Source organism: Micromonospora sp. NPDC005254 (genome assembly GCF_042872525.1).
Taxonomy (GTDB): Bacteria; Actinomycetota; Actinomycetes; order Mycobacteriales; family Micromonosporaceae; genus Micromonospora.
In genome coordinates, this window is the sequence record NZ_JBIAKM010000005.1 from 269,728 (window position 1) to 287,105 (window position 17,378).

A 17,378-nucleotide genomic window follows, 5' to 3' on the forward strand; every position below is an offset into this window, starting at 1 on the left:
CATCCAGTCGGATCAATTGACAGGGCGATCCGCCGCTGGAAACATCGAGCCGATACTTGGGAGCGCTCCCAGGTTTCCGACACCACCGCACCACCATCACCGTTCCTCTTCCCGTCCCGGAAGGACTCCCCGTGACGCCATCCCGACGCCGCCTCCTGTTGGCTGCGGCGACCACTCTGGCCCTCACCGGCGCGGGCGCCGGCGCGGCCCACGCCGACCCTCCACCGGACGCCCCCGAGCAGATCGACAACGGCGACTTCAGCGCCGGCGTGAGCCCCTGGTTCTCCTTCGGCACCGGCGCGCTCGCGGTCACCGACGGCCGGCTCTGCACCACGGTCCCCGGCGGGCTGGCCAACCCCTGGGACGCCGGCATCGGCCAGGACGGGGTGCCGCTGATCGCAGGCGCCGAATACACCCTCGGCTTCGCCGTCTCCGCCACCCCCGGCGCGGCGGTCAAGGCCGTGCTGCAGCTCGGCAGCGCCCCGTACACGACGTACGCCGCTGTGGACGCCACCGCGACCGGCACCGCCCAGCGGGTCGAGAAGACCTTCACCGTGCCGGACGACAACCCGAACGCCCAACTGATCTTCCAGGTCGGCGGCAGCGCCGCGACGCAGACCATCTGCCTGGACGACGTCTCGCTGCGCGGCGGCGAGCCGCCTGAGCCGTACGAGCCGGACACCGGGCCACGGGTGCGCGTCAACCAGGTCGGCTACCTGCCCGGTGGCCCGAAGAACGCCACAGTGGTCACCGAGGCCACCGGGCCGCTGCCCTGGCAGTTGCGCTCGGCCGCCGGCGCCGTCCTGGCCAGCGGCACGACCACCACACGCGGCGTGGACGCCGCCTCCGGGCAGAACGTGCAGACCGTCGACTTCTCCAGCTACCGCACGCCGGGCAGCGGGCTGACCCTGACCGTCGACGGCGAGACCAGCCACCCGTTCGACATCTCCGGCACCCTCTACGACCGGCTGCGCGCCGACTCGTTGCAGTTCTTCTACGCCCAGCGCAGCGGCATCGCCATCGACGGTGACCTGATCGGCGACGAGTACGCCCGCCCCGCCGGCCACCTCGGCGTCGCGCCCAACCGGGGCGACACCAGCGTGCCCTGCCAGCCGGGCGTCTGCGACTACTCCCTCGACGTGCGCGGCGGCTGGTACGACGCCGGCGACCACGGCAAGTACGTGGTCAACGGCGGCATCGCCACCTACCAGCTGCTCAACACGTTCGAGCGGACCAAGACGGCGGCCACCGCCGACGGCGGCGCGAGGCTGGCCGACGGCTCGCTGCGGGTGCCCGAGCGCGGCAACGGCGTGCCGGACATCCTCGACGAGGCCCGCTGGGAGCTGGAGTTCCTGCTGCGCATGCAGGTGCCGGCCGGCAAGCCCCTCGCCGGCATGGTCCACCACAAGATCCACGACCAGAACTGGACCGGGCTGCCGCTCGCCCCGCAGGACGACCCGCAGCCACGTGAGCTGCACCCGCCGTCGACCGCGGCCACCCTCAACCTGGCCGCCACCGCCGCCCAGTGCGCGCGGCTGTTCGCCCCCTACGACGCGGCGTTCGCCCGCCGCTGCGCCACTGCCGCGAAGACGGCCTACGCCGCCGCCAAGGCCCATCCCGCGGTGTACGCCAGCCCCAACGACGGCACCGGCGGCGGCGCGTACGACGACAGCAACGTCACCGACGAGTTCTACTGGGCGGCGGTCGAGCTGTACCTCAGCACCGGGGAGCAGACCTACCTGACCGACCTGAGCGCCTCGCCGCACCACACCGGCGACGTGTTCGACCCGCGGGGCTTCGGCTGGCAGAGCGTCGCGGCGCTCGGCCGCCTCGACCTGGCCACCGTGCCGAGCGGGCTGCCGGCCGCCGAGCTGACCCGGGTCCGCGCCTCGGTCACCGGCGCCGCCGACGCGTACCTGGCCGAGCTGCGCCGGCAGGCGTACGGGCTGCCGATGCCCGGTGACGCCAACAGCTACTTCTGGGGCGGCAACAGCAGCATCATCAACAACGCCATCGTCCTGGCCACCGCCTTCGACCTGACCCGCAACGCCGCCTACCGCGACGGTGCCGTCCAGGCGATGGACTACATCCTCGGCCGCAACGCCCTGAACATCTCGTACGTCACCGGCTGGGGCGAACACAACGCGCAGAACCAGCACAGCCGGATCTTCGGCCACCAGCTCAACCCCGACCTGCCCCGCCCGCCCGACGGCTCCCTCGCCGGTGGCGCGAACGCGGCCCTGCAGGATCCGTTCGCGGCGCAGTTGCTCGCCGGCTGCAAGCCGATGTTCTGCTACGTCGACGACATCAACTCGTACTCGACCAACGAGGTCGCGATCAACTGGAACTCGGCGTTGGCCTGGATCTCCTCGTTCCTGGCCGACCAGGGCGAGGCCGGCGCGGTGCCGGCCAGCACCTGCTCGGTGAGCTACGTCAACTACGGCGCCTGGCAGGGCGGCACCGGCTTCACGGCGCAGTTGACCGTGCGCAACACCGGCGCCACCGCCGTCAACGGCTGGGCCGTGCGGTTCGCGTTCACCGGTGACCAGCGCGTCCGGGAGGCATGGCTGGCGAAGGTCACCCAGGCCGGCGCCACGGTGACGGCACGCAACGAGTCGTACAACGCCAAGATCGCGCCCGGCGGCACGGTGACGTTCGGCTTCAACGCCACGACCAACGGCGGCGCCAACCCCAGGCCGGGTCTGGTCACCGTCAACGGAAACCCCTGCTCGCTGTCCTGAACAGGCACGGCTGGTGGCCGCCCTCCCCCGGGCGGCCACCAGCACGGCTGGACCTGCGTACCTACCATCACGAGCATGGATGGACGAACCTGGCTCCTGGCCGGGGCGGCGGCAGCGCTACTGCTGGCCGTCCTGCCGGTCTTCGCACTGCGGCGCCGTCGCCGCACCCGGGCCGACGGGCCCGAGGAGGCGATGCGCCGAGCCCGCCAGGCGATCCGGACCAGCGGGCACGAGCAGCGCCGCCAGCGCCGTGGCAGTCTGCGCGGCGAGGGCTACGGCGGGGACGACAACCGGGCCTACGACAGCGGCGTCGCCAGCGACTCCGGCGGCATGCCCTGAGGCCCGCTTCCATTGTCGATCTGACGGCCGGCGGCAATCGGGACAGCAGAGCGGCCCGCACCCGGCAACCAGCCTGAGCCGCATGAGACGACCGCCGATGTAGGCATGCATCAAAGTTGTCGTACGCCTGTTCTATTCTCGGTCCATGGTGGAGGAGTTGACGCAGGCTGAGGCGGCGGTCGCGGCGTGCGTCGACGCGCCGGCCTGGGCACTCACCGAGCCCGACCTCGTCGCGGCACTCGACACCGCGCACCGGCTTGAGCAGCGCCTGGCGGCCGTGCAGCTGGCCCTCGTGCGTGAGCTGGACGGCCGCGGCACGGCCCAGGCGCAGGGCGCGTCCTCGACGGCCGTCTGGTTGCGTGAGCGGCTACGACTCACGGTCTCCGCCGCCCGCCGCCTGGTCGACCTCGCCAGCGCGCTGGACACCGGAGCGCCGGGGGTGCGCGCCGCTCTGGCCGGCGGCGACATCACAGTGGAGCAGGCCCGCGTCATCGGCGACACGGTCAGCACGGTGCACATGGCCGCCGGCGCCGAGGCCGCCGACAAGGCGGTCGGCGTGCTGGTCGGGTGGGCCGGGCAGTTCGAGCCGACTCTCCTGCGCAAGCTGGGCACCCGGATCCTCGACCATGTCGCACCGGAGGTCGCCGAAGCCGCTGCCCGGGCCGCGTTGGAGGCCGAGGCCCGCCGCTCCGACCGGGACCGTCACGTCACCCTGTCCGAGCTGTCGGACGGCCGCCTGCGGCTGAGCGGCACCCTGGACGCCGAGGCCGGCGGCCTGCTCCGCGCCGCGATCGACCCGCTGACCGCGCCGTCCGGCCCAGACGACGCGCGCAGTCCCGGGCAACGCCGCCACGACGCCCTCGCCGACCTCTGCCGCCTCACCCTGCGCACCGGCGAGCTACCCGAGCACGGCGGCGAGCCCGCGCAGATCGTCGTCACCACCAGCTTCGACACGCTGGCCCGGCAGCTCGACGCCGGCACCCTCGACACCGGCCCCGCCTCACCCCGGAGACGGTCCGCCGCCTCGCCTGCGACGCCGCCATCCTCCCCGCCGTCCTCGGCAGCGCCGGCCAGACCCTCGACGTCGGCCGACAACGCCGCCTCATCACCGGCCCACTCCGCCGCGCCCTCGTCCTGCGCGACCGCGGCTGCGCCTTCCCCGGCTGCGACCGCCCACCCCGCTGGTGCGACGCCCACCACATCCGACACTGGGCCGACGGCGGCGACACCAGCCTGCCCAACGCAGTGCTCCTCTGCGGGCACCACCACCGACACCTCCACCACGGCGACTGGACCGTCCGGTTGGGCCTCGACGGCCACCCCGAATTCATTCCACCGGCCTGGCTCGACCCCGACCAACTCCCCCGCCGCAACCACTACCACCGGCGGACGTGACCGCGGCCCATCCGGCCAGGCATGACGAGCCCGGCACCCAAGCCCGCGTACGACATCGCGCGTGCGCGCCGAGCGCCGCCGCCTCCTGAGGACGGTGTCGCTCGCCGTCCGGCGGCATCCCTACGGACTCTCCTGGCTAGTGCCGCACCCGATTCGTCCGCCAGAAGACGGCGGAACGACAGGCGTACCGCGCACCGGAGCGTCGCCGACGGCATGCCCCCCGGAGTGCATGCCATCGTGGCGGAGCGGTGTGACCGGCCTCGCGTCTTTCGGGACCGCCAACTCCGCCCGGCCTGCCTAGCGTTGCCACCATGACGGTCAACGGCGACACGTTCGAACGGGCCACCGGGAACAACCGGGCCACGCGCCGCGCCCAGGCCACCGACGGCGACCCAGCCACCCACAGCGACCGGGTCATCGACTCCGCCTCGGCCATGGTCATCTCACGCTGATGCGGGGTGTGTCGCCGCTGCCGCCGGCCGGGCGGCTGCGCACCCTCTCCCTCGCCACGTTGGCGAACACCGTCGGTTCGGGACTGTGGCTGACCGGCGCGGCCATCTATCTCACCCGGGACGTGGGGCTGTCCGCCGCCCAGGTGGGCGTCGGGCTCAGCGTCGCCGGGCTGGTCGGGTTGACCGCCAGCGTGCCGCTCGGCAGTCTGGCCGACCGGCGCGACCCGCGTACGCTGCGAGCCGTCCTCCAGGTGCTCCAGGCTGTGGTCGCGGCAACGTACCTGCTGGTCGGCTCGTTTCCGGTGTTCCTGGTCGTGGCGGTGCTCGACCTGCTGCTGACCTCGGGCAACCTCGCGGTCCGCGCCGCGCTGGTCGCCGCCGTCGCCGGCCCGCAGGGTCGGGTGCACGCCTTCGCCACGCTACGGGCGGTGGCGAACCTGGGCATCGCGGTCGGGGCGGGTCTGGCCGGGTTCGCGCTGGCCGCCGACACGCGCCTGGCGTACCAGATCCTGATGGCTGGCAACGCGGCCACCTATCTCGTGTCGGCGGCGCTGCTGTTGCGGCTGCCGGCCTGTCCCCCAACCGCGCAGCCCACAACCGCGCCGGCCCCAACCGCACAGCCCACGACCGCGCAGCGCCCGACCGTGCCAGCCCCGGCTGCGCAGCCCACGACCGTGCCGGCCCCGACGGTCACTGCCCGCCGTGGACGGCCGCTGCGTGACGGCCGTTTCCTCGCGGTCAGTGGCGCGTCGGCGGTGCTCGCCCTGCATCAGACGGTCCTCACGCTGGTGGTGCCGCTCTGGGCGGTGACCGTGGTCGGAGCGCCCCCGCCGGTCGTGTCGGCGGTGCTGCTGACCAACACGGTGCTCACCGTCCTGCTGGCGGTACCTCTGAGCCGCGGCGCGGACACCGCCGCTGCGGCGGCGCGGACGATGCGCCGGGCCGGCCTGGTGCTGGCCGCCACGATGCTGCTGTACGCGGCCACCGCCCGCCTGCCCACCGCTGCGGCTGTCGCACTGCTGCTGGTCGCCACCGTCGTCTACACCGCCGGTGACCTGTGGCACAGCGCTGGTGGAGCGGGACTCGCCTACGACCTCGCCCCGCCGGACGCGGTCGGCGCCTACCAGGGAGCGGACGGCATGCTGGCCGGTCTGGCCCGCGCCGCCGGCCCGGCCCTGTTGGCGCTCGTGGTGCTCGACGGCGGGATGCCCGGTTGGCTGGCCGTCGGCGCGCTCTTCGCCGTGGTGGGCCTGGCCAGCCCCGCGCTCACCCGGTGGGCCCTGGCCGGCCGCCCCGCGACGCCGGGCCGGACCGGCGGCCGGTGAGCGGTGGCCGAGCGCCAGGCCGGCCAGCGCCGTCCGGGACCGGTCAGCCGATCTCCTCGTCGACGAAGCACCAGCGCCAGGCCTCGCCCGGCTGCGCCGAGCGGATCACCGGGTGGCCGGTGGACGCGAAGTGCTTGCTCGCGTGCTGGTTCGGCGACGAGTCGCAGCAGCCGACCTGGCCGCAGCTCAGGCACGTACGCAGGTGCACCCAGTAGGTGTCGCCGATGGCGACGCAGTCGGCGCACTCGTCGGGGGTGCGCGGCTCGACGGTGCCGGCCTCGGTCAGGTGCTGACAGCTCACTGCTCGACCTCCTGCCGCAGCAACGACTCTTCCAGGTCCAGGTCACGATAGGCCCGCACCAGCACCTCCTCAGGAATTCGACCGGCGTCCCGGGCGGCGCGGAACACGTCCCGCTCGGCGTCGATCATCTCTTGTCGCAGCCGACCGTACGCCTGCGACGGGGTCTCCCGCTCGTCGCCGCCGAGCCGTTCCCAGGCCATGTTGGTGCGGTCCTCCTGCACCCGGCGCAGCCGATCCACCACGGACCCCGGTGCGCTCTCGGCCAACTCCTCCAACCGGTCCCGTGCGGCCCTGCTGGCCTGCTGCTGCACCCCGGCGGCCGACAACGCGTCCTGCACCGGGTCGTCCTGGGGCAGCTTCAACCGCCGGGCGACCAGCGGCAGCGTGGCGCCCTGACCGACCAGGGTGACCACGATCACCGCGAAGGCCAACCAGATGAACAGGGCCCGGGGGTACGGCTCGTCGTCGGCCAGGGTCAGCGGGAGGGCCAGGGCGGCGGCGAGCGTCACCACGCCCCGCATTCCGGCCCACCCGATGATGATCGGGAACTTCGGTGACGGGGCCGGATCCCGACGGCGGATCCGGGGAACCAACCGGGCCAGGTAGGTGGCCGGGAAGAGCCACACGAACCGGGTCAGGAAGACGGTGGCGAGCACCACGAAGGTGATCAGGACCAGCGAGCCGGTCGGCTCGTCGAGCTCGCGCAGCACCTCCCGCAGTTGCAGCCCGACCAGCAGGAAGACCAGTCCCTCCAGCAGGAACCGGACCAGCCGCCAGAACGCGCCGACCTGCAACCGGGACGCCGCCGACAGCAGTTGCGGCAGCTTGTGCCCGAGCACCAGACCGGTGACGACCACCGCGACCACACCGGAGGCGTGCAGGTGCTCGGCGGTGAACACCACCGCGAACGGGATGATCAACGACAGCGCGTTGTCCAGCAGCGGGTCGCTGATCCGCCGGTGCAGGAAGCCGAAGACCAGCGCCCCGAGCGCCCCGATCAGGATGCCGCCGCCGGTGGACCGCAGCACCTCGAGGGCGATCTTGTCGGTGCCGACGGCCGTGCCGATGGAGGCCATGGTCGCGACCCGCAGCAGCACCAGCGCGGTGGCGTCGTTGACCAGGCTCTCCCCCTCCAGGATCGTGACCACCCGGCGGGGCAGCCCGACGCGGCGGGCGACGGCCGTGGCGGCCACGGCGTCCGGCGGGGCGACCACCGCGCCGAGGGCAAGGCAGATCGCGAACGGGACCTGCGGCAGCAGCAGGTGCAGCACGACGCCCACCGCGAACGCGGTGAACAGCACCAGGCCCACGGCGAGCAGCAGGATCGGCCGGATGTTGTTCTTGAACGCCGGCACCGACGTCTCCAACGCCGCGACGTACAGCAGCGGCGGCAGGATGCCGATCAGCACCAGCTCCGGGTCGAGCCGGATCTGCGGGAAGCCCGGCACGAACGAAAGCGCCAGGCCGAGTACGACCAGCACGATCGGCGCGAGCAGGCCGAGCCGGCGGGCCAGCGCCGCGCCCAGGGTGGCGATCGCCAGGAAGACGACGACCGGAAACAGGCTTTCCATGGGGTACGAGCCTAGGGGTCGGTCGGCCGACGCCCGATCAGCCGCCCGGGCGCAGCTTCGGCAGCACCTCGGCGCCGAACGCGTCGATGAACCCGCGCTGCTCCTGCCCGACGTGGTGCAGGGCGATCTGGTCGAAGCCGAGCGCCACGTACTCCTCCAGCCAGCCGACGTGCCGGCCCAGATCGGCCGAGATGTTCACCACCTGGGCGATCCGCTCGGGTGGCACGTCGGCCGAGACGACGTCGAAGTGCTCGACGGTCTCCAGGTCCCAGCAGACCGGAGGGGCGAAGACGTTGCTGCGCCACTGGTCGTACGCGAGCGCCTCGGCCTGCGCCTGCTCCGGCGCCCAGGAGACGTGCACCTGGAGGTGCAGTGGGCCGCGGCCACCGGCGTCCCGGTACGCGTCGATCATCTCGCGCAGGTGCTCCACCGGCGCGTTCACGGTGATCAGCCCGTCGGCCCACTCGGCGCACCAGCGGGCCGTGGCCACGCTGACGGCCGCGCCGACCAGCGCGGGCGGCTCTTCGGGGCGGGTCCACAGCCGGGCCCGGTCCACCCGGACCAGACCGTCGTGGCTGACCTCCTCGCCGGCCAGCAGCGCCCGGATCACGTCCACGCACTCGCGCAGCCGGGCGGCGCGGACGTCCTTGCGCGGCCACGGGTCGCCGGTGATGTGCTCGTTGCTGGCCTCGCCGGTGCCCAGCGCGGCCCAGAACCGACCCGGGTACATCGCGCCGAGGGTGCCGATCGCCTGCGCGATGATCGCCGGGTGGTACCGCTGGCCGGGGGCGTTGACGACGCCGAACGGCATGCCGGTGGCCTGCAGCGCGGCGCCCAGCCAGGACCAGGCGAAGCCGGACTCGCCCTGCCGGGCGCTCCACGGGGAGAAGTGGTCGGAGCACATGGCGGCGTCGAAGCCGGCCCGCTCGGCGTGCATCACCGCCTCCAGCAGGGCGCGCGGAGGGATCTGCTCGTGGGAGGCGTGGAATCCGAACGACGTCATGGGCGTACTTCCTACCCATGACGGCGTCCGGTGATGCGTGCCGCGCGGGGAGCTACTCGGCGTGCGCGCCGGCGCCGGCGGAAGCCGCGCCCTCGCCCACCCAGACCGTCTTGATGTTGCAGAACTCCCGCATGCCCAGCTCGGACAGCTCCCGGCCGTAGCCGGAGTTCTTCACGCCGCCGAACGGCAGCTCCGGGTAGGAGGTGGTCATCCCGTTGATGAAGACGTTGCCGGCGTCCAGGTCGGTGGCGAAGCGCTCCTGCTCGGCCGCGTCCCGGGTCCAGGCGTTCGACCCGAGGCCGAAGCTGGTCCCGTTGGCCACCTCGATCGCCCCCTCGTACGAGGACACCCGGTACAGGCCGGCGACCGGCCCGAAGACCTCCTCGGACCACATCCGCATCTGCGGCGTGAGGTCGGTGACCACGGTCGGCGGGTAGTACCACCCGTCGCCGGCGGGCAACTCGCCGCCGCAGAGCACCGTCGCGCCCTTGTCCACCGCGTCGCGCACCTGGGCGTGCACCTCGTCGCGACCGCGTTCGCTGGCCAGCGGACCCACGTCCGTGCCCGGGTCCATGGGGTCGCCGACGCGCAGCGCGGCCATGTTCGCGGCGAACTTCTCGGCGAAGGCGTCGAAGACGTCGGTGTGCACGATGAACCGCTTGGCGGCGATGCAGGACTGGCCGTTGTTCTGGCAGCGGGCCGTGGTGGCCACCTCGGCGGCGGCGTCCAGGTCGGCCGAGGGCATCACCACGAACGGGTCGCTGCCGCCCAGCTCCAGCACGGTCTTCTTGACCTCCCGGCCGGCGATCTGGGCGATGGAGCGCCCGGCCGCCTCACTGCCGGTGAGGGTGGCCGCGCGGACCCGGGGGTCGGCGAGGATCCGCTCGACGGCGTCCGAGCCCACCAGCACTGTGGTGAACGCCCCCTCGGGGAAGCCGGCGCGACGGAACACGTCCTCCAGCAGCAGCGCCGTCTGCGGCACGTTCGAGGCGTGCTTGAGCAGGCCGGTGTTGCCGGCCATCAGCGCCGGGGCGGCGAAGCGCATCACCTGCCAGAGCGGGAAGTTCCACGGCATCACCGCGAGCACCACGCCGATCGGCTGGTAGCGGATGAACGCCCGGGTCGCCTTCACGGCGGCGGCGTCGGCCGGCTGGTCGGCGAGGAACGCGGGCGCCTTGTCGGCGTAGAAGCGGGCGGCCGTGGCGCACTTGGTCACCTCGGCCTGGGCCGCGACGTACGTCTTGCCCATCTCCGTGGTCATGATCCGGGCGATCTCGTCGCGCTCGGCGTCCAGCAGGTTGGCGGCGGCGTTCATCCACCGGGCGCGCTGGTCGACGGTGGTGCCGCGCAGCTGCCGGTACGCGAGGTTGGTGCGCTCGATGGCGGCGTCGAGCTGTTCGGTGGACATCGCCTCGTAGGTTTTGAGCACCTGGCCGGTGGCGGGGTTGGTGGTGGCGATGTGGGGCATCTCGTCCTCCTGTCACTCGAACAGCGAGTGTCGTACGCCCGGCTCCTCACGGCGGCGAGCGGCGCGGCGGCGCTGGATCACGACCAGGTCGACCACGGCGACGACTGCGAAGATCGCGCAGAGCACGCCGAGCCAGGCGAGCCCCGCCCAGAACGCCAGCACCGCGAACAGCACCATGATCACCAACCCGAAGCCGGCGAGGGTGAGCCGGAGGTTCAGCGCGCTGTACGCGTGGCCGACCGTGCCACGGGCACGCCGGGGCTGCGATCTCGTCATACCTCCTGAGCTACCCCCGATCGGCGCTGTTAACCGGTAGCAATCGCGCGCGCTGGTGGCGCTTATAGCACTCATGCGGCTCTTTCGACGGCGCTCGGCCACATACCCGACAGCAACTTCCCGCCCGACCACGTCCAGCGCATAGAGTTACCGCGCTGTCGCTCTGTGCTGCGAGACGGGGGATGTCATGCCTCGACGCTGGGTTGCCGCCCTGGCCTGTCTCGCCGCGCTGGTCGCGCTGGCCTGCGAGGGCGGCACGTCGGCCTCCCCCCGTCCCACGAAGAGCCCGCCGTCGTCCGGCGGGCCCGGCGGCATCGCCGCGCTCGGCGACTCGATCAGCACCGGCTTCGCCTCCTGCCTGGTGCTCACCTCCTGCGAGCGCAACTCCTGGTCGACCGGGGACGGCCTGCGGGTGCAGAGCCACTATCGCCGGCTGCTCGACCAGAATCCCGCGATCCGCGGCAAGGCGTACAACCACGCCCGGCCCGGCGCCCGCGCCGACGCCCTCGAAGGCCAGGCCCAGGCGGCCGTACGCGACCGCGCCGACTACGTCACCGTGCTGATCGGCGCCAACGACATCTGTCGGGGCGGCGTGGACGCGATGACCCCGGTGACCCAGTTCCGGGCCGACGTCGACCGGGGCCTGCGGGTGTTGCGGACCGGCCGGCCGAAGGCCCGGGTGCTGGTGGTGAGCATCCCCGACCTCTACCGGCTCTGGGAGGTGGGGCACGGCGACGCGCGGGCGGCACGAGCGTGGCGGCGGGGCATCTGCCCGGCGCTACTGGCCAACGCGACGTCGACGGCGCCCGCCGACAAGGCCCGCCGGGCCGCCGTCCGGGCCCGGATCGACGCGTACAACGCGCAGTTGGTGGCGGCCTGCCGGGCGTACGGGTCGCGCTGCCGGCACGACGGGGGCGCGGCGCACAAGGTCCGCTTCACCCTGGACCTGCTCAACCCGCTGGACTGGTTCCACCCCAACGCCACCGGTCAGGGCCGGCTGGCCGAGGTGACCTGGCGCTCGTCCGGCCTGGCCGACTGAACCACCCCGCCCAGGCGTTTCAGGAGCGGCGAGGCTCCGGGACGGCGGTGCCGCGCCGACGGTAGAGCGCCCGGGAGCGCTCGGCCAGGTCCTTGGTGGCGGACGAGTTGGCCCAGGTGCCGAGCACTATCGCCGCACCCGGAACGATCTTGGCGACGAGTCGCTTGGCGGCCCGGACGCCGGCCATCTGCGCCAGCCGGACGCCGAGCTGCAACATGACCCGCCCGAGCGGGCGCTGGCCGCCCAGGCCGAAGAGCGCGTCGGCGCGTTCCCGGCCGGCGGCCACCCCGAGCGCCAGGCGGGCGCTCTCGGCGACCTTGTGCACCCGCTGGAGCACGAGCAGGTCGGTGGCCCGGTCGCTGTGCAGCGGGTCGACGTCGTACGCGGCGGCGATGTGCAGGACCATGCGCGCCTGGGTCCAGGCCAGCACGCCGACGTCGAGGACGGCGCCGGGCAGCCCGGCCGCTCCGGAGACCGCCCCGGACAGGCGAGCCAGGTTGACGAACTTGCGGGCCGCCTGGTCGGCCAGGACGTCGGACGAGACACCGGGGTGCTCGCTGCGGGCGCGGGCGGCCCACTGCGCGGCCTCCGGCCCGAGCCGGCGCACCGCCTCCAGGGCGAGGTGCTCCGGGGCGTACTGCGGATCGTCGCGCATCCGGTCCCAGAGTCGGGCCGGCGGGCCCTCGGGCGCGGCCGCCGGCACGGCCGGCAGGCCGGCCGACGGCTCGGGCGCGGCGGGCTGACCGCCGCTGGGCGGGGTGTCGGTCACCGGGTCTCCCCAGGGGTGGGTACGGGCAGGACGGCCGGTGGCGCGGTCAGCGACGGCGGTTGGACAGTCGCGCCGCCAACCCCTTGAGCTTCTGCTGGTTGGCGGGCTTGGCCAGCTCGCGCCGACCCCGGTCCACCAGCTGCTGACCCTTGGGCGATCTCAGGAAGGTGCTGATCCGCTGCATCAAAGACATAACGTCCTCCTGTCGGTGATCCCTCAGTCATGTGTACCCCGAACCCGCAACGGATGTACCCGGGACGCGACAGGCTCAACCCTGACCGTCCACAGTGGTCGGTAGGCTACCGCCTGGCCGGCACGATGGCGTCGACCACCCGGGTGGCCCGCCACTCGTGCTGCTGGTAGTGCTCGGGGTACGCGGAGACCTGCACCGCCTGCGCGGCGTCGGTGAGCCGCATCTGCTGCCAGCCGGGCACCTGTTCCAGCGCGCTGAGGAACTGCCGGGTGGCGAACTCGGGGTCCATCAGCCGGCCGACCGGGCCCCAGCCGCTGCTGGAGCGCTGCTGGAACAGACCGACCGAGTCGTGGTCCCAGCCGACGCCCTGGTGCGGGTAGTCCTGCGACTCCGGCAGCACGCCGCTGGCGACGTTGTAGAGGTTGCTCTCCTGCATGGCGGTCGCCACCGCGATGACGAGGCCACGGCGCGGGACACCCATCTTGCGTCCGGTACGGACGATCGCCTCGGCGTTCTCCATCTGGTCGTCGTCCAGGCCGGCGACCGGCGCCGGGTCGGTCGGCTGCGCCGGGGCGACCGTGCGGGCACGCGAGGTGGTGTCCGGGTCAGCGGAGGTCGCGGAGGCGGACGGGGTGGCAGAGGGGGTCGCGGCGCGGTCGAGAGAGCGGGACGCGCGCTCCTGCTCGGCGCGCTGCGCCAGCTCGGCGCTCGAGTCGACCCGCGTCGCCGCGCCGGCGGTCTCGTCGCGGACCTGTGCGACGGCGGCCAGAGCGAGGCAGCAGACCACGCCGGTGGCGAGGGCCACCTGGGCGCGGCGTCGACCGGTCAGGTCGCGGGCGTACGCCCGAAGCCGACTCGCGGCGGTTGTCCGTTCGGCTGAGGTGCCTTCCTCCATTTCGGTAGTGGGGCTGCTCGGGGCGTACGGGTCGTCGAGGGTGCCGTCGTCACGCATCAACCGAGGCTAGGCAGGCGGAAACCCCGATCACGCACGGTGATCACGTGGCCCTCGCCACAGAATCGGGGTCCTCGGGTGGACGAGCGGGGCGGCTCGACCCGCCCGGGGAACGGACCTCGCGTACCGGAGGAAACCGGCGCGGCACGTGGGCCGGCACGGACGGCGACAGGTGCGGACATCGGGCCGCGCGGACCGACATGATCGACAAACTCGGCCTTTGGGCCGAACCGCCCATCGGCCGTTCGGCGTAATCGGGTGGTTCGTCCGATCGCGCCCAGTCGGCGGTCGACGGATCGCCCGACGCAGGAATGCGCCAGGATGGCGGGTACGTTGCCCGAATCGGGTGCCGTCCACCGCGCCGGCATCCGCGTAGGCACATTCCAGGGAGGTCCGCACCGGTGCTCGACCCACACGAGCTCTATCAGCTCACCGACGATCTGCCCGACCTCGGGCAGCCGGTCCTGGTCCAGGCCCTGACCGGGTTCGTGGACGCCGGCAACGCCAGCCGGCTGGCCCGCGAGCAGCTGCTCACCTCGCTCGAGGGGCGGCCGATCGCCACCTTCGACGTGGACCAGCTCTTCGACTACCGCTCCCGGCGACCGGTGATGACCTTCGTCGAGGACCACTGGGAGAGCTTCGACGCCCCCAAGCTGGAGCTGCACCTGCTCAACGACGACGACGAGACACCCTTCCTGCTGCTCACCGGCCCCGAGCCGGACCTGCAGTGGGAGCGGTTCACCGCCGCCGTCGCGGGGCTCGCCGCCCGCTTGGACGTACGGCTCACCGTCGGGCTCAACTCGATCCCGATGGCGGTGCCACACACCCGGCCGACCGGCGTGACCGCCCACGCCACCCGTCCGGAGTTGATCAGCGGGTACGAGCCCTGGCTGCAACGGGTCCAGGTGCCCGGCAGCGTCGGTCACCTGCTGGAGTTCCGCCTCGGCGAGCAGGGTCGCGACGCGCTCGGGTTCGCCGCGCACGTGCCGCACTATGTGGCCCAGACCGAGTACCCGGCCGCTGCCGAGGTGCTGCTGAGCGCGGTGTCGCGCAGCACGGGGCTGCTGCTGCCCGGCGACGGGCTGCGCTCGGCCGCCGAGGTGGTCCGGGTGGAGATCGACCGGCAGGTCGCCCAGACCGAGGACGCTGCCGCCCTGGTCCAGGCCCTGGAGGAGCAGTACGACGCGTTCGCCCGGGGTCGCGGCGAGCGGAACCTGCTCGCCCCCGACGCCGGTCCGCTGCCCACCGCCGACGAGCTCGGCGCGGAGCTGGAACGGTTCCTGGCCGAACAGACCCGTCCCGGCGACACCCCGGGCAGCTGACCCGGCGACACGGCACCGGATGCGGCAGGGTGGAGACATGCGCCTGGCGACCTGGAACGTGAACTCGGTGAAGGCCCGGCTGCCCCGGCTGTTGGAGTGGCTGGCCGGCACCGGGCCCGACGTCGTCTGCCTGCAGGAGACGAAGTGCCCGGACGGCGCGTTCCCGGTGGCCGAGGTGGGCGAGCTGGGCTACACCGTGGCCAGCCACAGCGACGGCCGCTGGAACGGGGTGGCGATCCTGTCCCGGGTCGGCCTGGACGACGTCCGCGTCGGCTTCGCGGGTGAGCCGGGCTTTCCCGCACCGGAGGCCCGGGCCATCTCCGCCACCTGCGGCGGGCTGCGGGTCTGGTCGGTGTACGTGCCCAACGGCCGGACGCCGGACGACCCGCACTACGCGTACAAGCTGGCCTGGTTCGCGGCGCTGCGCGACGCGTTGGAGGCGGAGCTCGCCGGTGGCCTGCCGCTGGCCGTCTGCGGCGACTTCAACGTCGCCCCGACCGACGCCGACGTCTGGGACCCGGCCGTCTTCACCCACTCCACGCACGTCACCCCGGCCGAGCGGGCCGCCCTGGCCGCGCTGCGCGACCTCGGGCTCAGCGACGTGGTGCCGACCCCGATGAAGGGGCCGCACCCGTTCACCTACTGGGACTACCGCGCCGGGATGTTCCACCAGAACAAGGGCATGCGGATCGACCTGGTGTACGCCTCGGCGCCGTTCACCCGGGCGGTCCGCTCGGCGTACGTGGACCGGGAGGCCCGCAAGGGCAAGGGCCCCTCCGATCACGCCCCGATCGTGGTCGACGCGGATCTGGTCCCCGCCGTCGAGGCGTTCTGAGCGCCGGCGCTGGCTAGGGTGGGCAGATGGCAGTCGTGAAGATCAACGCAATCGAGGTTCCGCCCGGCGCCGGCCCCGAGTTGGAGAAGCGGTTCGCGGCGCGGGCCGGCGCGGTGGAGAACTCCCCCGGCTTCCTCGGCTTCGAACTGCTCCGGCCGGTGTCCGGCGAGACCCGCTACTTCGTCTACACGAGGTGGGAGAGCGAGGAGGCGTACCAGGCCTGGGCCTCCGGCCCGTCGCGCGAGGCCCACGCCGCCGCCCCCGGCGACAAGCCCCGCCCGCCGGTCTCCACCGGCGCCAGCCTCCTGGAGTTCGAGGTGGCCCTGCACGTCCCCCAGCCCTGACCACCTCTGCCGACGATCCCGGGCTCGACGGAACCCGCCCGGGCGGCGACGTGCGCTGATAGCGTCCGGCCATGTTCGACGGGTTCGAAGAGTTCGCGATCTGGCGGGAGTGGGCCGACGACGTGCGCGGCGGGCCGGTGCCGGTCGGACACTTCATCCCGGAAGAGGCCCCCGACGAGACCACCCGCCAACTCCTGGACTTCCTGAGCTGACGCGGCCCGGCGGGCGCGGGTCAGGGCTTGCGCGACGACTGGAGGGTGGCGAAGGCGATCACGTTGTCGGCGTAGCCGGTACGACCGCCGATGAACTGGCCACCGCAGGTGATCAGCCGCAGGCCGGCGGGGCCGTCGTGGCCGTAGATCCGCTCGGCGGGCAGCCGGTCCTTCGGGAAGTGCTCGACGGTGTCGACCTTGAACACCACCGTCGACCGGTCCGCGCGGGCCACCTCGATCAGGTCACCGGGCTTCAGCTTGCCCAGGTCGTAGAAGACCGACGGGCCGCTCTTGGTGTCCACGTGCCCCACGATGACCGCCGGACCGGGCTCGCCGGGCGTCGGCCCACGGTCGTACCAGCCGGTCTCGTTGTGCCGTTCCAGCGGCGGTACGGCGATCGTGCCGTCCCGCGCCTGCCCGACGGGCGCCACCGGCGCCGCCACCTTGATCGCCGGGACGGTGAGCCGCACCGGGCGACTGGCCGACAACCCGACCGTCTCGCTGCGGGCCGGGCGGTCACCACCTGCCGGGGCCCAGTCGAACGGGCCGACCGAGCGGCCCAGTCCCGCCCCGGTGGCGAAGACGCCCGCCAGGACCAGCACCACCGCCAGCGGCACCGACCAGGGGCTACGGCCCGACGGACGGCTGCGCCGAGGAGCGACGGCGGTCGGCGGACGGGCGGCCACCGGTGGTCGGTCGGCGACCGGTGGCCGGTCGGCGGGGACACGCGAATCGCGCGCCGGACGCGAGCCCGCGGGCGGCTCTGCGTCGTCGGGCGACCACGAACTGGCGGGCGGGCGGGAACCCGGGGGCGGGCGGGAGCCGGCGGGCGGGGGTGTGG

At 73.3% G+C, this 17,378-nt stretch carries 18 protein-coding genes and 1 pseudogene; 10 read left to right on the forward strand and 9 right to left on the reverse strand.

The window, feature by feature from the left end:
- Window positions 1-131: 131 nt before the first annotated feature.
- The 5 genes and pseudogenes from ACFYPR_RS17685 to ACFYPR_RS17705 all read left to right on the forward strand — a co-directional run bounded on the left by ACFYPR_RS17685 (window position 132) and on the right by ACFYPR_RS17705 (window position 6,252).
- Window positions 132-2,741 (forward strand): glycoside hydrolase family 9 protein, encoded by a 2,610-nt coding sequence (locus tag ACFYPR_RS17685; protein WP_387260884.1) that lies wholly within the window; start codon window positions 132-134, stop codon window positions 2,739-2,741.
- A gap of 75 nt (window positions 2,742-2,816) precedes the next feature.
- Window positions 2,817-3,080 (forward strand): hypothetical protein, encoded by a 264-nt coding sequence (locus ACFYPR_RS17690; protein ID WP_387260887.1) that lies wholly within the window; start codon window positions 2,817-2,819, stop codon window positions 3,078-3,080.
- 145 nt (window positions 3,081-3,225) lie between these two features.
- Window positions 3,226-4,475, forward strand: a pseudogene (locus ACFYPR_RS17695) (DUF222 domain-containing protein).
- Between the two features lie 311 nt (window positions 4,476-4,786).
- Window positions 4,787-4,927, forward strand: coding sequence for a hypothetical protein (locus tag ACFYPR_RS17700; protein ID WP_354858284.1), 141 nt, complete (start codon window positions 4,787-4,789; stop codon window positions 4,925-4,927).
- A complete protein-coding gene (locus ACFYPR_RS17705; RefSeq protein ID WP_387260889.1) occupies window positions 4,927-6,252 on the forward strand; it encodes an MFS transporter in 1,326 nt (441 codons plus the stop codon). The genes ACFYPR_RS17700 and ACFYPR_RS17705 overlap by 1 nt, the downstream gene beginning before the upstream one ends.
- A 43-nt stretch (window positions 6,253-6,295) precedes the next feature.
- Here the strand turns inward: ACFYPR_RS17705 and ACFYPR_RS17710 are convergent, their stop codons facing one another.
- Genes ACFYPR_RS17710 through ACFYPR_RS17730 form a run of 5 tightly spaced genes read right to left on the reverse strand, consistent with a single transcriptional unit; the run spans window position 6,296 to window position 10,871 of the window.
- Window positions 6,296-6,553 carry a UBP-type zinc finger domain-containing protein gene (locus ACFYPR_RS17710; protein ID WP_387260892.1) on the reverse strand — a complete coding sequence of 86 codons (258 nt, stop codon included), beginning with the start codon at window positions 6,551-6,553 and terminating at the stop codon, window positions 6,296-6,298.
- Window positions 6,550-8,124: a Na+/H+ antiporter gene (locus ACFYPR_RS17715; RefSeq protein WP_387260894.1), complete on the reverse strand. Its 1,575-nt coding sequence runs from the start codon at window positions 8,122-8,124 to the stop codon at window positions 6,550-6,552. The genes ACFYPR_RS17710 and ACFYPR_RS17715 overlap by 4 nt, the downstream gene beginning before the upstream one ends.
- Before the next feature lie 37 nt (window positions 8,125-8,161).
- On the reverse strand, window positions 8,162-9,127 hold the full coding sequence (locus ACFYPR_RS17720; RefSeq protein ID WP_363935918.1) for a TIGR03885 family FMN-dependent LLM class oxidoreductase: 966 nt from the start codon (window positions 9,125-9,127) through the stop codon (window positions 8,162-8,164).
- A gap of 52 nt (window positions 9,128-9,179) precedes the next feature.
- Window positions 9,180-10,595 (reverse strand): NADP-dependent succinic semialdehyde dehydrogenase, encoded by a 1,416-nt coding sequence (locus ACFYPR_RS17725; protein WP_387260898.1) that lies wholly within the window; start codon window positions 10,593-10,595, stop codon window positions 9,180-9,182.
- Between the two features lie 12 nt (window positions 10,596-10,607).
- Window positions 10,608-10,871, reverse strand: coding sequence for a DUF6343 family protein (locus ACFYPR_RS17730; RefSeq protein WP_354858297.1), 264 nt, complete (start codon window positions 10,869-10,871; stop codon window positions 10,608-10,610).
- A gap of 187 nt (window positions 10,872-11,058) precedes the next feature.
- On the opposite strand from ACFYPR_RS17730, the gene ACFYPR_RS17735 reads away from it, so the two are divergent.
- On the forward strand, window positions 11,059-11,910 hold the full coding sequence (locus ACFYPR_RS17735; protein WP_355065590.1) for a GDSL-type esterase/lipase family protein: 852 nt from the start codon (window positions 11,059-11,061) through the stop codon (window positions 11,908-11,910).
- A 19-nt stretch (window positions 11,911-11,929) separates the two neighbouring features.
- Here ACFYPR_RS17735 and ACFYPR_RS17740 read toward each other — a convergent pair whose 3' ends face one another.
- The 3 genes from ACFYPR_RS17740 to ACFYPR_RS17750 all read right to left on the reverse strand — a co-directional run bounded on the left by ACFYPR_RS17740 (window position 11,930) and on the right by ACFYPR_RS17750 (window position 13,824).
- The gene (locus ACFYPR_RS17740) at window positions 11,930-12,679 is read right to left on the reverse strand and encodes an EcsC family protein (RefSeq protein WP_387260901.1); all 750 of its coding nucleotides are present in this window, start codon (window positions 12,677-12,679) and stop codon (window positions 11,930-11,932) included.
- Window positions 12,680-12,725: 46 nt separating this feature from the next.
- Window positions 12,726-12,872 (reverse strand): hypothetical protein, encoded by a 147-nt coding sequence (locus tag ACFYPR_RS17745; protein WP_354858304.1) that lies wholly within the window; start codon window positions 12,870-12,872, stop codon window positions 12,726-12,728.
- Window positions 12,873-12,978: 106 nt separating this feature from the next.
- Window positions 12,979-13,824 (reverse strand): peptidase M23, encoded by an 846-nt coding sequence (locus tag ACFYPR_RS17750; protein WP_387260903.1) that lies wholly within the window; start codon window positions 13,822-13,824, stop codon window positions 12,979-12,981.
- A gap of 401 nt (window positions 13,825-14,225) precedes the next feature.
- Between ACFYPR_RS17750 and ACFYPR_RS17755 the strand changes: the two genes are divergently transcribed.
- The 4 genes from ACFYPR_RS17755 (at window position 14,226) to ACFYPR_RS17770 (ending at window position 16,537) form a co-directional block, all read left to right on the forward strand.
- Window positions 14,226-15,146: a PAC2 family protein gene (locus ACFYPR_RS17755; RefSeq protein ID WP_354858309.1), complete on the forward strand. Its 921-nt coding sequence runs from the start codon at window positions 14,226-14,228 to the stop codon at window positions 15,144-15,146.
- 37 nt (window positions 15,147-15,183) lie between these two features.
- Window positions 15,184-15,981 carry an exodeoxyribonuclease III gene (locus tag ACFYPR_RS17760; protein ID WP_354858311.1) on the forward strand — a complete coding sequence of 266 codons (798 nt, stop codon included), beginning with the start codon at window positions 15,184-15,186 and terminating at the stop codon, window positions 15,979-15,981.
- A 26-nt stretch (window positions 15,982-16,007) separates the two neighbouring features.
- Window positions 16,008-16,325: an antibiotic biosynthesis monooxygenase gene (locus ACFYPR_RS17765; protein WP_354858312.1), complete on the forward strand. Its 318-nt coding sequence runs from the start codon at window positions 16,008-16,010 to the stop codon at window positions 16,323-16,325.
- A gap of 71 nt (window positions 16,326-16,396) precedes the next feature.
- Window positions 16,397-16,537, forward strand: a complete 141-nt coding sequence (locus ACFYPR_RS17770) for a hydrolase (protein WP_354858314.1) — start codon at window positions 16,397-16,399, stop codon at window positions 16,535-16,537.
- Between the two features lie 20 nt (window positions 16,538-16,557).
- On the opposite strand, the gene ACFYPR_RS17775 is transcribed toward ACFYPR_RS17770, so the two are convergent.
- Entirely contained in the window at window positions 16,558-17,223 is a 666-nt protein-coding gene (locus ACFYPR_RS17775) for a class F sortase (RefSeq protein WP_355065584.1), read from the reverse strand.
- Window positions 17,224-17,378: the final 155 nt, after the last annotated feature.

Excerpts from the sequence above, each read along its gene's own strand:
- ACFYPR_RS17725 (WP_387260898.1), bottom strand. The coding sequence starts at position 10,595 with ATGCCCCACATCGCCACCACCAACCCCGCCACCGGCCAGGTGCTCAAA.
- ACFYPR_RS17745 (WP_354858304.1), bottom strand. The coding sequence starts at position 12,872 with ATGTCTTTGATGCAGCGGATCAGCACCTTCCTGAGATCGCCCAAGGGT.
- ACFYPR_RS17770 (WP_354858314.1), top strand. The coding sequence starts at position 16,397 with ATGTTCGACGGGTTCGAAGAGTTCGCGATCTGGCGGGAGTGGGCCGAC.
- ACFYPR_RS17760 (WP_354858311.1), top strand. The coding sequence starts at position 15,184 with ATGCGCCTGGCGACCTGGAACGTGAACTCGGTGAAGGCCCGGCTGCCC.
- ACFYPR_RS17735 (WP_355065590.1), top strand. The coding sequence starts at position 11,059 with ATGCCTCGACGCTGGGTTGCCGCCCTGGCCTGTCTCGCCGCGCTGGTC.
- ACFYPR_RS17765 (WP_354858312.1), top strand. The coding sequence starts at position 16,008 with ATGGCAGTCGTGAAGATCAACGCAATCGAGGTTCCGCCCGGCGCCGGC.
- ACFYPR_RS17720 (WP_363935918.1), bottom strand. The coding sequence starts at position 9,127 with ATGACGTCGTTCGGATTCCACGCCTCCCACGAGCAGATCCCTCCGCGC.
- ACFYPR_RS17700 (WP_354858284.1), top strand. The coding sequence starts at position 4,787 with ATGACGGTCAACGGCGACACGTTCGAACGGGCCACCGGGAACAACCGG.
- ACFYPR_RS17705 (WP_387260889.1), top strand. The coding sequence starts at position 4,927 with ATGCGGGGTGTGTCGCCGCTGCCGCCGGCCGGGCGGCTGCGCACCCTC.
- ACFYPR_RS17690 (WP_387260887.1), top strand. The coding sequence starts at position 2,817 with ATGGATGGACGAACCTGGCTCCTGGCCGGGGCGGCGGCAGCGCTACTG.
- ACFYPR_RS17750 (WP_387260903.1), bottom strand. The coding sequence starts at position 13,824 with ATGCGTGACGACGGCACCCTCGACGACCCGTACGCCCCGAGCAGCCCC.
- ACFYPR_RS17715 (WP_387260894.1), bottom strand. The coding sequence starts at position 8,124 with ATGGAAAGCCTGTTTCCGGTCGTCGTCTTCCTGGCGATCGCCACCCTG.
- ACFYPR_RS17730 (WP_354858297.1), bottom strand. The coding sequence starts at position 10,871 with ATGACGAGATCGCAGCCCCGGCGTGCCCGTGGCACGGTCGGCCACGCG.